The following is a 14,729-nucleotide window of genomic DNA, read 5'->3' on the forward strand; positions in this document are numbered from 1 at the left end:
TTTCGCACCGCGTTGTCCGCAGCGCGAAAGACCGGAATTCTAGACACTCAAGGCATCACTTGCAAGCGGTTTTTTGATGTGCGTAAAACGCATGACATATGAGGCCGATACCAGCTGACCGCCTCTATATAGAGATCAGGCTTCTGCGTGTCGCGACATGACCCGCGACACCACGCCCAGATAGTGATCAAGCCCCGGCGTCGCGCGATCCGCCTGCTTGGCCAGATCGTCCCAACGGCGCAAACGCAGGGCATCCTCCGCGAACGGCTTCTTCAGGAACGTCTGCGCTTGGTCGTCGCTGAAAATGCCGCCTTGCAGTTCGAGACTGCGCACGGAATCCACCGATAACTTCCCGAAGTACGTCGCATCGACCGCGCACAAGCAGCGCTTCGCGTCGACGTGCAAGCGGATCGGCTCCAGCACCGCTTCCGGCAACACAGGCCGCAGGAAGGGCAGCGCGAAGTATTGATGCAGATCGTCGATACCCCGCGCCGTCGGCGTCTCGCCCTGACGGTTCAGCAAATGCCCGAGGTCATGCAGAAACGCCGCCGCGACCAGTTCTTCAGTTGCGCCTTCCGATTCCGCCAGCGCCCCGCTTTGCAATGCATGCTCGAGCTGCGTCACCGGCTCGCCGCTATAGGCGAGCTGGCCGTGCGTCTCGAACAATCCACGAATATCGTCCAGACTCAATGCCACAACATCACTCCCACGGAAGAGAAAACGTCTTCAGATTCGTGAAGCTCTTCATCGCTTCCTGCACGCCTTCCTTGTAGCCAAGGCCCGAATCCTTGATACCGCCGAACGGCGTCAGTTCGACGCGATAACCCGGCACTTCCCACACGTTCACCGTGCCGACGCGCAGATCGTTGATGAAGCGCGGAATCGCATCCTGCCGGTTCGTGCACAGCCCGCACGACAACCCGAACGGCGTGCCGTTGCTGATGCGAATGGCGTCGTCGATGGTGTCGAAGGTGATGATGGGCGACACGGGGCCGAAGGTTTCTTCGCGGATCAGCGTCATCGACGGATCGACCTGATCGACGACCGTCGGCGCATACAACGCGCCGTTGCGCTGGTTACCCGTCAGCAGACGCGCGCCCTGCGCGACGGCTTCGTTCACACGCGCTTCGAACAGACGCGCGGCTTCCACGTCGATCACCGTACCCATTTGATTCGCGGTGTCGAACGGATCGCCGTAGGTCCACTCACGCGTTTTCTCGACGACCAGTTCCGTGAAACGCGCCGCGATGCTCTTCTGCACGATCATCCGCTTGACGGCTGTGCAGCGTTGGCCCGAGTTCTTGTACGAACCTTGCACGGCAAGCGACGCCGCGCGCTCCACGTCAGCATCTTCGAGCACGATCAACGGGTCGTTCCCGCCCAGTTCCAGCACCACACGACGGTAGCCGGCACGCTCGGCGATATGCTTGCCGATCGCCACGCCGCCCGTGAACGTAACGAGCTCGGCCAATGGATTCGTGATGAGTTCGTCAGCGATTTCGCGCGGGTCGCCCGTCAGCACCTGGAGCATTGGCGCGGGCAAGCCAGCTTCGTACAAGATATCCGCGAGGAAGTAAGCCGACAGCGGCACCTTCTCCGACGGCTTCAGAATCACGCGATTATTCGTCGCGATGGACGGCGCGATCTTGTGCGCAACCTGGTTCATCGGGTGATTGAACGGCGTGATCGCGACGATCACACCCGCAAGCGGATCGCGCTGCGTGAACACGCGGCGCTTCTTGCCATGCGGCGTCAGATCGCACGAAAAACTCTGGCCGTCGTCGCGCAACGCTTCGATCGATGCGAACTTCAGCACGTCGGCGACACGCCCGATTTCATAACGCGAATCCTGCTTCGACAAACCCGATTCGAGCGTGATCAGATCCGACGCCTCTTCGACACGCTCACGCAGCAACATGCCCGCACGCTCGAGAATCTGCGATCGCTCGTAACGCGAGAGCTTGGCCTGATACGCACCAGCGTATTCGAACGCGGCGCGCACATCATCGACGCTCGCCATCGGCACCGTGCCGACACGCATGCCCGAATACGGATCGAATACATCCAGCGTGCGCTGACGCGCCGCGCGCTCGCCCTTCAGGCGCAGCGCTTCCTCACGAAACGCGGGATGGTCGTTAGATTGCAGGATTGCGTTCATGCTGCCGCCGTGTGGTTGAGCGCAATGTCGAACACGTCGAAATTGCGCAGACGCTTGCCCGCGACGCGTGCTTCGTCGATGCGTCGATTGAAGATCAGCGGCACCACCTGCTCCGAGATGCCACCATGCGAACGCAGCGGCACGGTCAGGCCCGACAGGTCATGTTCTTCGCGGCGCGTGCCGAGCGCCGTATTCTTCTTGCTCACCACCACGATGTCGCCGACGCGATCGTTCGGCAATTCGAAGCGCTCGCACGCTGCCTGGTTGTCGAGCACGACTTCGATGTCCTTCAGGCCGCCGAGACGTTCGATCACATGGCGCGCGTTCGCTTCGGCCGGCAGATAGATCGTCGCGAACGAACCGAGCGCGCCGTGGTGCACCACGTACGGATCGGTAATCGGCAGAATCACGCGGGCCGCGCGCGCACCGAGCCATTCGTCCATCACGTCCTGCAGATAGATCACGTTCGGCTCGCCCGTCTGCGGATCGTGCTTGGCGTTCATGCCGTGGTCGGCCGTCAGACCGATCACCCAGCCGAGCGCGTCGAGTTGCGCGAGATAGCCGTCCATCATCGCGTAGAAGGCGTTCGCGCCTTCCGTGCCGGGCGCCCACTTGTGCTGGATGTAATCGGTGGTCGACAGATACATCAGGTCGAGCTTGCGGGTCTGCGCGAGCCGCACGCCCGCTGCGAACACGAACTCGGAAAGACCCGCGCTGTACACATCAGGCACAGGCAGACCGACCAGCCCGAGCACTTCGTCGATGCCGTTCTCTTCGAGCGTCACCTTGTCGGCTTTTTCTGCCGAGAAGCAGATGCCCGTCATCTTGTTGCCGAGCAGTCGGCGCAGCTTGTCCTTCGCTGTCACCACGGCGACAGCGGCGCCTGCATCGGCGGCTGCGGCGAGCAGCGTCGGCGCGCGCAGATACGCTGGATCGTTCATCATCACTTCCGCGCCCTTGCCTTCATTGGCTTGCGGGTCCCAGAAGTAGTTGCCGCAAATGCCGTGCACGGAAGGCGGCACGCCACAGACGATCGACAGGTTGTTCGGGTTGGTGAACGACGGAATCACGCAGTCGCCCTTGAACGCCGCGCCGTCGCGCAGCATCTTGCCGATGAACGGCGCAACGCCGGCACTCACGGCGGCTTCCAGATAGTCGTACTCACAGCCGTCGACGCACACCACGACCGTCGGCTTGACGGGCAGCTGATAGCTGCGGCCATTCACTTCAACACTACGTTCGGTTTGGATTGCCATTGCACTCTTCCCTACGCGTCGCCGACGCGTGTTCTTGATTCGTTCAGGCCTCGTTCAGGCGAGCAGCGCGCTCAGCCCGTCGTTGCCTTCGTCCGTTCCATTCGATGCGCACGGCTCGACGGCTTCATGCGCGCGCTGCCTGCCGCCATCCACATGTGCGCGCATCAGTTGCGCGGCTTCGTCGGCGTTGCGCGCCGCGAGTGCCGAGAGAATCGCGCGATGTTCGGCCAGCGAGCCTTCCATTGCATCGCCTCGCACACTCAGCGCAGCGCGCCGGAACAGACTCAATTCCCCAACCAGCCTGCGATACGTCTCATACAGCTTGGCGTTGCCCGCCGTCGCGACGATCGCGTCATGAAATGCCACATTGGCGCGCGCGTAGGCGTCGTGATCGCCGGTATCGAGCGCGATGCGCATCGCCTCGACATGGGCGCGCAGCGCGGCCAGTTGCGTCGCATCGATACGCGGCGCCAGCATCCGGCAGGCCGCTTCTTCGAGCACTGCGCGCACCGCGTAGATCTCGTCGGCTTCCGCCAGCGACACCGTCCGCACGAACACGCCGCGATTCTTCTCGTTGCGCACCAGCCCGGCCTGCTCCAGCGCACGAAACGCCTCACGCACCGGCCCGCGCGACACCTGCAGGCGGGTGGCCCATTCGGCTTCGTTGAGCTTGTCGCCGGGCGCCAGCTTGCCGTCGACGATGTGCCGTTCGATCTCGTCGCGCACCAGCGCCGTCAACGAATGCCGCCTGACCACTTCAATCCGGTCGCCTGCGTCAATTTCCATATTTTCGGTCATTTCGACAAAATTTGCCACATCAATGTGTGTGGTGTGCCGGCCTCGGCACACCTCTCGAAAAATCAGGAAACGTTGATGATCAGTCCGCGCGGCGACGCGGCACGCGGGCAGCAATCAGAAGCAGCGCGGCCAGCGACGCGATCAGCAGAATCAGCGACAGCGCGGAAGCCGGCAGGTAATAGCCACGTTCCACCTGCCCGACCACGACGATTGGCACCGTTGCAAAACCCGGCGGATAAACGGTAAGCGTTGCGCCCAGTTCACCCAGCGACAACGCGAAACCGAGCGCAAGCGATGCGCGGATCGCGGGCACCAGTTGCGGCAGCACGACGCGGCGCAGCACCATCGACGGCGGCGCACCGAGGCTCGCCGCAGCTTCGCGCAAGACGGTCAGTTCAGGCCGCAACGCAGCCGCCGCGCAGCGATAGCAGAACGGCAACACCAGCGCCAGCTGCACGAACACGACGATCGCAGCGGAACTCGACAGGTCGACCGGCTTCTTGTGATACGCGATCAGCACCGCGAGACCGAGCACGACGCTCGGCACGCCGTTGGGCACCATCGCAATCGTATCGACGAGTGCGCCGAGACCACGGCGATCGCGGCCTTCGAGCGCGAGCGCCAGCCACAGGCCGAGAATCGTGCCGAGAATCGCCACGCCGACGCCGATTTGCAGGCTGGTGACGAGCGCATCGAAATCGCTGCCGCCGAGACGTTCGAACCAGCGCATGCTGAAGCCGTCGGGCAGGATCGTGCCGGACCAGTGCGCCGCCACGCTGGACAGCGCGACCACGATCACCGGCAACACGAACAGCCAGAAGCACAGCAGCGCGGCGAAGCCCATGAACAGCGCGCCACCGAAACGCGCGAAGAGTCCATGCTGAACGGGCCGCGCGCGATGATGCACGGCGGGCAGCACGGTTTGATCGACATCGGACATTACTTCGCTCCTCTCACCTTGCGCTTGTTGACCTGGCGGTACAGCGCGTACAAGGACAGCGACATCGCGAGCATCACGACAGCGCCTGCGGCAGCAGTGGGCAGATCGAGATCGACGGTGGCCGAGCTGTAGATCGCCACGGGCAACGTGATCAGATGCGCGCTGCCGAGCACGAGCAGAATGCCGAACTCATTCAACGTCAGCAGGAAGCACAGGATCGTGCCCGCGGCGATACCCGGCCACGCGAGCGGCACGATCACGCGGAACGCGACCATCAAGCTATTTGCGCCGAGACTGCGCGCGGCTTCGATCAGCCGCATGTCGAGCATCGCGAACGACGCGAGCGTCGGACGCACCACGAACGGCGCGTAGAACACCACTTCCGCGAGAATCACGCCGCCGATGCCGAACAGAAAATCGAGCGGCGGCGATTCGAGATGAAACAGCCGCTGCAAGCCGATACTGACCGAGCCTTGCGAGCCGTACAGAAAGATCAGCGTGAACGCGACCAGGAACGACGGAAACGCCACGAACAGTTCCAGAAACCGCGTGACGAGACGCGCGCCCGGAAACGGCTTGAAGAACAGCAGCGATGCCAGCGCGACGCCAAGCAGCGATGCCAGCCCGGCGCTGGCGAACAGAATCCAAAGCGTCGTGCCGATCACGCCACTCGTTTCCGGGTTCTGGAAGAACGTCGCGTACGCGTGGAAGCTCAAACCGTGTGCGCCCGTCAGGCTCAGCAACACGAGGCGCACGAGAGGATAAATCACGAGCGGGCCGAGAATGACAACGGCGATGAACACCAGATGCCATTGCGACAGGCGTTCGCGCCGACGCTTCGCCGCTGCGTGCGCCGCGTGCGAAGCCGCCGACGCGGCGAGGCGCGCGTCGTTTGCGCCCGGGAGCGCGTCAGGGCTTGATAAGGACGACATCGTCTGCCTCGTAACGCAGGGAGATCCGCGCGCCCTTTTCGGGCGTCACACCAGTGCCGCGCTGCATCGATACCTGCACGGGTTCGTTCGGCATCGCGTCGAGGGCGACCTGCACGGCAAGCACCGAGCCATACCATTCGACCGTCGAAATCGTGCCGTGCAACTGGCCTTCGCCGAGCGGCACGATGCGCATCGATTCCGGACGCAGACAAGCGACGCGGTCGCGCTCGCTGTAGCGCGCATCGCCGAGTGCGAAGGCGATGCTCGGCGGCAGCAGATTGGCCGCGCCGAGATAACGCGCGACGAACGCATCGTTCGGCGTGTCGTACAGTTGCTGCGGCGTGCCGAGCTGCGCAATGTGGCCTTCGCGCATCAGCAACGTGCGGTCCGACAGCACGAGCGCGTCGTCCTGATCGTGCGTCACGCAGACGATGGTCAGATTCGGCAGGCGATCATGCAGCGCCTTCAGTTCGGAACGCACCGACGCGCGCAGATTGGCATCGAGTGCGGACAGCGGTTCGTCGAGCAGCAGCACATCCGGCTCGATCACGAGCGCACGCGCGAGCGCCACGCGCTGCTGCATGCCGCCCGACAGTTGCGCGGGCATCACGTGACCGGCGTCGCCGAGTTGCACGAGCTTCAGCGCGTCGGCCACGCGGCGCGCGATCTCCTTGCTCGGGATGCGTCGTGCGCGCAGACCGAACGCGACGTTCTCGAACACGGACAAATGCGGGAACAGCGCATAGTTCTGGAACAGCAGCCCCAGATTGCGCTTGTGCGGCGGCACATGCGTGAGATCGTGGCCAGCGACCGTCAGCGTGCCTGCCAGACCATCGGCCTCGATGAAACCGGCGATAAAGCGCAGCAACGTGGTCTTGCCGCAGCCGCTGCGGCCCAGCACGGTCAACAGTTCGCCGCGCTCGATCGTCAGCGACAGATCGTCGAGCACCGTGCGCGAGCCGAAGCGCACAGTCAGGTTGTCGATCTGCACGCCGCCCGGCGCGCCTGTCTGGGTGACGCCTTCCGCACGCGGCGTGGCGTCTAGCGCGCCCGAACCAGCAAGAGTGGTTACTGTGTTCACCGGGTCCATCCTCCTACGTTGGTGACTTTGGTTGGCGCACGCGTCCATGCATGCGCCAGAATGCTTGCGCGCGCGGCGTGAACAACGTTCCTGCGAACCTCACGCCGCGCTTCCTTCACATGCCTGAATTACTTCGGCTTGACGACTTCGAGCTGCTTGCCCGAATTGCCGATCACTTCGCTCTTCCAGCGAGCCGTCCAGTCAGCCTTCTTCGCCATCACCTGGTTCCAGTCGACGGGAATCAGCTTCACGCCAGAGATAGCCTGCTTGACGGCCGTGCCGTTCTTGCCCGACAGCGCCACGTCCGTGCGGCCCGGAATGCCGAAAATATCCGGCACCTTCGACTGCACTTCCGTCGACATCAGATAGTCGATCAGCTTCTTGCCTTCCGCCTGGTTCGGGCCGCCCTTGATCAGGCCGATTGCGTACGGCAGCTGGAACGTGGTCGGCTGGCCGCTTGCGTCGGCGGCGAGGAAGATCGGCTTGAGCGACAGGCCGCCGTTGGCTGCGTCGTCGAGATCCATCTGCAGGTCGCCGTTGGCCACAGCGATTTCATTGCGCGACAGCAGCACGTCGAGGTAACCCGTGCCCTTGGTGTGGAACTTGGCGCTCTGCTCGAGCTTCTTCAGGTAATCGAATGCCTTGTCTTCACCCATCAGCGACGTCGTCAGGATGATCACGGCCATGCCGTCGCCTGCCGTTGCCGGGTTCGAGTACGCAACCTTGCCGCTGTAATCCGGGTGCAGCAGATCCGCGAACGTCTTCGGCTGGTTCTTCACCACGTCCGGGTTGATCGCGAACGAGAAATAGTTGTTCACGAACGTCGCCCATGCGCCGTCCGATGCCTTCGCGATGGCGGGCACGTTCTTGTAGTTCGCGCTTTCATAGTTCTGCAGCAGGCCCGACTGGGCGGCTTGCTGGATGAACGGCGGCAGCGTGACGAGCACGTCGGCCTTGGGCGCGTCCTTTTCGACCGTCGCGCGGTTCACGACTTCGCCGCTGCCGGCCGTCACGATGTTGACCTTGACGCCTTCCTGCTTTTCGAACGCGGGGAGCACGTCCTTGTACAGATTTTCGAGACCGTCAGCCGTGTACAGCACGACTGCGCCCGCTGCGTGCGCGGACATCGCGCCGCCGAACGCCGCTGCCGCGACCAGCGCCGGCAGCAGTTTGCGCGCATAGCGACCAACGCGGCCCGTCGAGCGAAGGTGATCCGTCTTCTTCATGTCGCTCTCGCCAAAAGGCAAAAACCTGCGGGTAACCCGTTTAGTGGTGGTGTCCGGGCGGCGTTACGGGCACGCCGCCCGCCTGACTTCGCGGCCTGAGCCGCTGAGATTGCAGATTGCTGACAACTTTTTTTGCGGCGTTTGTGCCAAGGCATCCCTCCGACGATTACGCGTTGTTGAATGCCTTGCCTGAACGGGCACGGCAAGGATGGGCTTTTTTTGTGACACCGACGTGAAGATTCTGCCGATTTCCACAAAATGACACAAATAGCCAATAATATGCAAAGCAACGAGCGATACAAGCAATGCAATGTGCGTCCGCTACGACGCACCTGACCCATCTGAAGGAGGCTGTGTGATTCTTGGAAACGACCCGATCCTGCTTACGCCGGGACCGCTGACGACCTCGCCCGCAACGCGTCAATCGATGCTGCGCGACTGGGGATCGTGGGACGCCGCGTTCAACCGCATGACGCACAGCGTCTGCGCCGACCTCGTCGAAATCGTACATGGCGGAAATGACTACGTGTGCGTGCCCCTGCAGGGCAGCGGCACGTTCGCCGTCGAGGCGGCGCTCGGCACACTGGTGCCGCGCGACGGCCGCGTGCTGGTGCCGAACAACGGCGCCTACTGTGCGCGCATCATCAAGGTGCTGCAGCGCATGGGCATCGCGTATGTGGAACTGCCGCTGCGCGAAGACGAGCCGGCCAGCGCCGCCGCCATCGAAGACGCGTTCAACCGCGACCCGCGCATCACGCACGTTGCGCAGGTGCATCTGGAAACCAGCGCGGGGCTGCTGAATCCGCTCGACGCGATCGCCGCCGTCTGCAAGCACCACGGCAAGACGCTGATCGTCGATGCGATGAGCTCGTTCGGCGCGCTGCCCATCGATCTGCGCAACAGCGGCATCGACGCACTGGTGTCGGCCAGCGGCAAGTGCCTGGAAGGCGTGCCCGGCATGGGCTTCGTGATCGTGCGGCGCAGCGTGCTCGAAGCATGCGAAGGCCGTTCGCCGTCGCTCGCGCTCGATCTGTACGATCAGTTCGCGTACATGCAAAAAACCACACAATGGCGCTTTACGCCACCGACGCACGTGGTCGCGGCGCTGCGCACTGCCCTCGACCAGTTCATCGCGGAAGGTGGCCAACCGGCGCGCGGCGCACGTTACGTGCGCAACTACGCCGCGCTGGTGAACGACATGAAGGCGCTTGGCTTCGAAACCTTCCTCGCGCCGGAAGTGCAGGCGCCCGTGATCGTCACGTTCCACGCGCCGCGTGATCCGAAGTGGCAATTTGCGGCGTTTTATGCCGCCGTGCGCGATGCTGGCTACGTGCTGTATCCGGGCAAGCTGACGCAGGTGGAGACGTTCCGCGTCGGCTGCATCGGCGCGATCGACACGAACGAGATGCACAACGCCGTCGCCGCCATCGCACGGACGCTGGCGGATCTCGGTATCAGCGTGAAATAAGGGGAGAACGGGCAACGCGGCGCGCGCCACTCACGCAATCAGGATTTCCGGGCCGCGCGCCGTGATCGCCTTGGCGAGCGCGCGGTCGGGTGCCAGTTCCGTCACGACGTAGCGCGCCTTCTCCATCCCTTCGATACGCACGGGCGTCACGCGGCCGAACTTCGAATTGTCGGCGACGACGATGACCGTGTTGCCCGCGCCGATCATCCGGCTGCGCACTTCGGCCGCCATGCGCGAGTAGTCGGACAGATACGCGTCCGGCGTGATGCCGCCCGCGCCGATCAGCGCGAAGTCCGCGTGATAGTGCGACAGCTGGGTGATCGTATCGAGACCAAACGCAGCGTCTTCGTTGTCCGACAGTTCGCCGCCGAGCAGCGTCACGCGGTTGTCGTTGCGCCGGCCAAGCAGCAGCGCGATGCGCCAGTCGTTGGTGTAGACGCTCAGCCGGTGGCGATCGGTCAGCGCACGCGCGACGGCGTGCGTCGTGCTGCCCGAATCGATGATGACGGAAGCGCCGTCGGGCACCAGTTGCGCGGCGCGCTCGCCGATTGCGCGCTTGGCGCTGGCGTTGGCCGCGTCGCGCGTATCGAGATCCGGCTCGCGGCGGTCGCTCGACAGCGCGCCGCCGTGCGTCGTCACGATCAGGCCGCGCTCGGCGAGCGCGTTCAGATCGCGGCGGATCGTCTCGCGCGACACGTTGAGCTCGCGCACCAGTTCGGCGACCGACAGCGCGCCCGTCTTCGTGACCTTAGCCAGTATGTATTGGTGACGTTGTTCTGCCAGCATCTGTTGTCTTGGCCGCCGTCAGCGGCGAGCGTGTATTAGGGATTGGGCAAGCCCGCGCCGTATTGTATTACGCATGGACAACGGGCGCGGAAGTCGCGCGTAAAGCTGGACTGCGGGATGTCGGCTGACCGTCGGGGTATTGTCGGCGGATAGTAGGTCTATTCATGCCGCATGCGTCGAACGGCGCGTGCGATGTGCATCTGGATGTTCTGCGCGCCGCATCTTTGTTAATCTGAGCGGTCTTCTTCTCGCATCGCCGATGCGCGCCCGTAGAACGAACCGCCGATGCCGCCTCTGTTTCGCCGACTACGACTGCTGTTTCATGCGCTGCGCTACGGCGCGCGCCTCATCTGGCTCGCCGCGCCCGAGCATCACAAGCTGCACTGGATCGTCACGCTCGCGTCGCGCGTGCATGAATCGCCGGGCGGTCGCGCCGGCGTGCATCGCGCGCTGCCCAATCTCGGGCCGCTCGCAACCGCGTTTGCCGAGGCGCTCCAACGTCGCCCGGAACTCGCGACGGGCACGCTGCACGACGCCATTGATGCCGTCAGCCATCTCGAAGCGCCGCTGCCGCCGGAACAGGTCGAGCACGCGATTGCGGCTGCGCTGGGGCATCCCGTGTCGGCGCTGTTTGCGTCGATCGATCTGAAGCCCGCGCAAAACGGCTTTGCCGAGCAGACGCATATTGCGCGGCTGATCGAACCGGTCAACGGGCATCGCGATATCGCGATCAAGCTGGTGCGCGCCGCCCAGGTGCAGGAAATCGCCGACGAAGCCGCGCTGTTGCGTTGGGTCGCGCGCTGGATCGAAAAGCTTTCGAAGAACGCGCGGCAACTGAGGCTGCGCGCGCTCGCCGACACCTTCACGCAAGAGATCCTGCGCCGCTTCGATCTGCGCGCCGAAGCCGCAAACCTGAGCCAGACGGCGCATCACTTCGACGGCGACAAGCGTCTGGCGATCCCCGACGTGATCTGGGAACTCTGCACCGACCGCACGCTCGCGATGCAGCATATCGAGTCGCTGCCCGCGCTCGATCTCACGGGGCTGTCGGCGCGCGGCGTGAAGCTCGTGCCGCTGGCCGAGCACATCATCGAAGTCGTCACCGAACAGGCTTTCGAACATGGCTTCTTCCACGCGACACTCGATGCCGCGCGCGTGCGCGTCAGCATCGAACCGGACACGCTCGGGCGTATCGTGCTGGCGGACTTCGCGGTGATGTCGAGCCTGTCGTCGCAGGAACGCGAGTTTTTCGTGCATGGTGCGACCGCCCTGTTCGACCAGGATTACGGACGGCTCGCGCATCTGCATCGCGATTCCGGGCATGTGTCGCAGGGCACGCGACCGGAGAAGCTCGAAGCCGAACTGCGTACGCGCGCCGAAGCGCATTTCGCGCCGGAGTCGCATGAGCGCTCGGCGGGTGCGCTGTTCCATCATCTGCTGTTTGCCGTGCATCCGTTCGGCGGCGCCGTGCCGCCCCGTCTGGCTGCCGCGCAGCGCGCGTTCGGCCAGGCGGAAATGCTGGCGAACGCGCTGCATCCCGGCGTCGACTCCTGGAAAATCGCGCGTTCGGTGCTGGCCGGGCTGGCGCGCCGTGAATTCGACCATCGCGGCTGGATCAAGCACCTCGCGCAGGAGTTGCCGCATCTCGCGCATCTCGTGCCGCGCATTCCGCAGCTTGCCGTGCACTACCTGCAGCATCGGCATGACGTCACGCCCGTCAGGCAACAGGCACAACTGGTCAGCGACGTGCTGCTCGAATACCGGCGCACGCGCACGCTGCTGTGGGCCTGTACCGTCTGCGGCGGACTGCTCGGTGCGATTGCGGTGCTGCTCGCGTATTGAGCAGGGTTTCCGTTGTGCGCCCGGGTGATGCCCGGGATGCTCGTCGCGCCGAACACCTGGCGCGCTTCGCATTGCAGCTTCGAACAAGACGGCAGCCCACGCTCGCACCGATACTGCCGGCTTCGTGTCCGTAGCCCGAGTCATTCGATGCTCGTAGTTTTCAATGCCGTGATCTTTGTCGTGCTGTGGTCGACGGGTTTCGTCGTCGCCCGCGCGATCAAGCCTTACGCCGATCCCAATCTGTTCCTGCTGGCCCGCTTCAGCGGCACGGCGCTGCTGTTCACGACGGCGGCGCTGGTTGCGCGCGTCGAATGGCCGACGGGCCGCGCGCTCGGCAAGCATCTGCTCGCGGGTGCGCTGCTGCAAGGCGTGTATCTCGGCGCTGGTTACTGGGCCGTCGCGCAAGGGATGAGCGCGGGCATCATGGCGCTGCTCGGCGCGTTGCAGCCGCTGCTGACGGCGGCCGTCGCGGCGCCGCTATTCGGCGAGCGGCTGTCGGGGCGAGGCTGGACGGGCATGCTGCTTGGCCTCGCAGGCGTCGCGCTGGTGCTCGAACCGAAGCTCGCCTCCGCCACGGCGCCCGTCGCGTCGGAGAGTGCGGGCGGCGTGCCGGCATGGCTCGTGGTGAGCGTGTCGATTCTCGCCGTGTGTGCAATCACAGCGGGCACGCTGTTCCAGAAGACGTCGCTATCGAAAGCCGATATCCGGAGTGCCAGCGCCGTGCAGAACATCGGCGCGGCCGTCGTCGTGCTCGTGTTCGCGCTGGCGCTCGGCGAGCACCGATGGATTCCATCGCCTGCGCTGTGGATGTCGCTTGCGTGGGGAATCGTGATGCTGTCGGGCGTGAGCGTCACGCTGCTCGTGTGGATGGTGCGACGCGGCGATGCATCCCGCGCGACCGCGCTGCTGTTTCTCGCGCCGCCGCTTGCCGCGCTCGAAGGTTATGTCGGCTTCGGCGAAACGCTGACGGTTGTGCAGGTGGCGGGGTTCGTGGTCGCGCTGGTCGGGGTGTTGCTGGCGCGCTCGTAGTTGTGCTGCCTGAAGGCGCTAGTGCTGGCGCACTTCCGACGACCGAGCAAACACGCTTGTCCACCGCCAGCGGAAGCCTGGGCTACACGCGATCACCACCGCTAATCCGCCGTATCGGCATTCGCGGGCACCTTTGCGCGCACCTTGCTGCCCGGCGCAGGCGACCACACGGGCCGCGCCTTGCGCTGCGAATCGACGACAACGATGTAGCGCCCCGCCCACGGCGTCGCGACACGGTCCGAATGCAGCACCCACAGCGAGCGCCCACTGGCGACGAGCGCCTCGTACTCACGATCGAGCATGCCGTAGTGATCGAGGAACACGTTCAGCGACGCGGGAATCCGCACGCAGCCCTTCGAATGCCGGATGCCGAGAATCGGCTCGAGCTTGTCGGGATCGGTGGCATGCATCTGGAAACGCATCTGCGACATGCCGCCCTTGCCCCAGCCACGCTCGCCCTGCGCCCAGCCGAGATCGAAGATACGCATGTCGTGCTTGCCGTAGCCGCGGATGCCGTTCTGGTTCATCGTGCCTTCCGCGCGAAAATCCATGTTGTCGGGCGTGTGCTCGAACACGCCGAGCGGCGTGATGAAGTGATCGAACTGCCCTGGCCGGCCCGTCGCAACGGGCGACGCGCCGATCATCTGCCATGCGTCGGAAGGCACCGCGCGAAAGTAGATGAAGAGCGCCTGCACGTTTTCGTTACGGTCGACGAGTACCACGTACTCGCCCGACAGATCGCCAAGATTATTTTGCGCGAACGTCTGCTGCCGCCGTTCGCCGTACGCGCGCTGATCAGCGGCGGGCACTTTCAGGCGACGCGTCACAGTGCGTGCGAACGCATCGCGCATCAGCAGCGCGTGACGTGGATCGGCGTTGCCGGCGGCATCGCGCGTGGCGACTGCAGCGGAGGCATCGACGGCTGGATTGGCTGGGTCTTGCTGGGTGCCAGCGGCGGCATGTGCTGACGGCATGACGGAGGAAACGGCAAACGCCGCCGTGAGCGCAATCACGCGCGCCAAACCGGACGACGACATCCGTCGCCGCGCGCCGGATCGTGCGCGCGCCCGCGAGGCGATCCAATGAATCGCCATGCCCCCGTGATCACTGCGCAGCGTACCGCCCTGCGCAACCGCCCTCTCTCGTGCAGGCGGCGTGGTTAGCCTGTTCTCTTTTTTGCTGGTCATTGTGTTCGAACATCACTGCCTGTCGC

At 64.4% G+C, this 14,729-nt stretch carries 13 protein-coding genes; 3 read left to right on the plus strand and 10 right to left on the minus strand.

The genetic code is table 11. The features are described from left to right. Positions 1 to 135: 135 nt before the first annotated feature. The 8 genes from DK391_RS33380 to phnS form a co-directional block, all read right to left on the minus strand. Positions 136 to 696 carry a phosphonate degradation HD-domain oxygenase gene (locus DK391_RS33380; RefSeq protein ID WP_109482273.1) on the minus strand — a complete coding sequence of 187 codons (561 nt, stop codon included), beginning with the start codon at positions 694 to 696 and terminating at the stop codon, positions 136 to 138. 4 nt (positions 697 to 700) lie between these two features. After that, positions 701 to 2,158: a phosphonoacetaldehyde dehydrogenase gene (gene phnY, locus DK391_RS33385; protein ID WP_109482274.1), complete on the minus strand. Its 1,458-nt coding sequence runs from the start codon at positions 2,156 to 2,158 to the stop codon at positions 701 to 703. Then, positions 2,155 to 3,414, minus strand: coding sequence for a phosphonoacetate hydrolase (gene phnA / locus DK391_RS33390; protein WP_109482275.1), 1,260 nt, complete (start codon positions 3,412 to 3,414; stop codon positions 2,155 to 2,157). Before phnA ends, phnY begins: the two co-directional genes overlap by 4 nt. A 54-nt stretch (positions 3,415 to 3,468) precedes the next feature. Continuing rightward, the gene (locus DK391_RS33395) at positions 3,469 to 4,212 is read right to left on the minus strand and encodes a phosphonate utilization associated transcriptional regulator (RefSeq protein ID WP_109482276.1); all 744 of its coding nucleotides are present in this window, start codon (positions 4,210 to 4,212) and stop codon (positions 3,469 to 3,471) included. A 79-nt stretch (positions 4,213 to 4,291) separates the two neighbouring features. After that, a complete protein-coding gene (gene phnV / locus DK391_RS33400) occupies positions 4,292 to 5,152 on the minus strand; it encodes a 2-aminoethylphosphonate ABC transport system, membrane component PhnV (RefSeq protein WP_109482277.1) in 861 nt (286 codons plus the stop codon). Continuing rightward, entirely contained in the window at positions 5,152 to 6,084 is a 933-nt protein-coding gene (locus tag DK391_RS33405; RefSeq protein ID WP_109482278.1) for a 2-aminoethylphosphonate ABC transporter permease subunit, read from the minus strand. The genes phnV and DK391_RS33405 overlap by 1 nt, the downstream gene beginning before the upstream one ends. Beyond that, positions 6,062 to 7,165: a 2-aminoethylphosphonate ABC transport system ATP-binding subunit PhnT gene (gene phnT / locus DK391_RS33410; protein ID WP_109482306.1), complete on the minus strand. Its 1,104-nt coding sequence runs from the start codon at positions 7,163 to 7,165 to the stop codon at positions 6,062 to 6,064. Before phnT ends, DK391_RS33405 begins: the two co-directional genes overlap by 23 nt. Before the next feature lie 128 nt (positions 7,166 to 7,293). Further along, complete coding sequence (phnS, locus tag DK391_RS33415) at positions 7,294 to 8,391, minus strand: 2-aminoethylphosphonate ABC transporter substrate-binding protein (RefSeq protein WP_109482279.1); 1,098 nt, start codon at positions 8,389 to 8,391, stop codon at positions 7,294 to 7,296. 358 nt (positions 8,392 to 8,749) lie between these two features. On the opposite strand from phnS, the gene DK391_RS33420 reads away from it, so the two are divergent. Further along, positions 8,750 to 9,859, plus strand: coding sequence for a 2-aminoethylphosphonate--pyruvate transaminase (locus tag DK391_RS33420; protein WP_109482307.1), 1,110 nt, complete (start codon positions 8,750 to 8,752; stop codon positions 9,857 to 9,859). A 30-nt stretch (positions 9,860 to 9,889) separates the two neighbouring features. Here DK391_RS33420 and DK391_RS33425 read toward each other — a convergent pair whose 3' ends face one another. After that, positions 9,890 to 10,645 (minus strand): DeoR/GlpR family DNA-binding transcription regulator, encoded by a 756-nt coding sequence (locus DK391_RS33425; protein WP_109482280.1) that lies wholly within the window; start codon positions 10,643 to 10,645, stop codon positions 9,890 to 9,892. A 285-nt stretch (positions 10,646 to 10,930) separates the two neighbouring features. Between DK391_RS33425 and DK391_RS33430 the strand changes: the two genes are divergently transcribed. Beyond that, positions 10,931 to 12,487 (plus strand): AarF/UbiB family protein, encoded by a 1,557-nt coding sequence (locus DK391_RS33430; RefSeq protein ID WP_109482281.1) that lies wholly within the window; start codon positions 10,931 to 10,933, stop codon positions 12,485 to 12,487. A gap of 147 nt (positions 12,488 to 12,634) precedes the next feature. Continuing rightward, positions 12,635 to 13,516 (plus strand): DMT family transporter, encoded by an 882-nt coding sequence (locus tag DK391_RS33435; RefSeq protein ID WP_109482282.1) that lies wholly within the window; start codon positions 12,635 to 12,637, stop codon positions 13,514 to 13,516. A gap of 101 nt (positions 13,517 to 13,617) precedes the next feature. On the opposite strand, the gene DK391_RS33440 is transcribed toward DK391_RS33435, so the two are convergent. Next, positions 13,618 to 14,553 (minus strand): L,D-transpeptidase, encoded by a 936-nt coding sequence (locus DK391_RS33440; RefSeq protein ID WP_239483027.1) that lies wholly within the window; start codon positions 14,551 to 14,553, stop codon positions 13,618 to 13,620. Between the last annotated feature and the right edge of the window lie 176 nt (positions 14,554 to 14,729).

Source organism: Paraburkholderia sp. C35, from assembly GCF_003121405.1.
GTDB lineage: Bacteria > Pseudomonadota > Gammaproteobacteria > Burkholderiales > Burkholderiaceae > Paraburkholderia.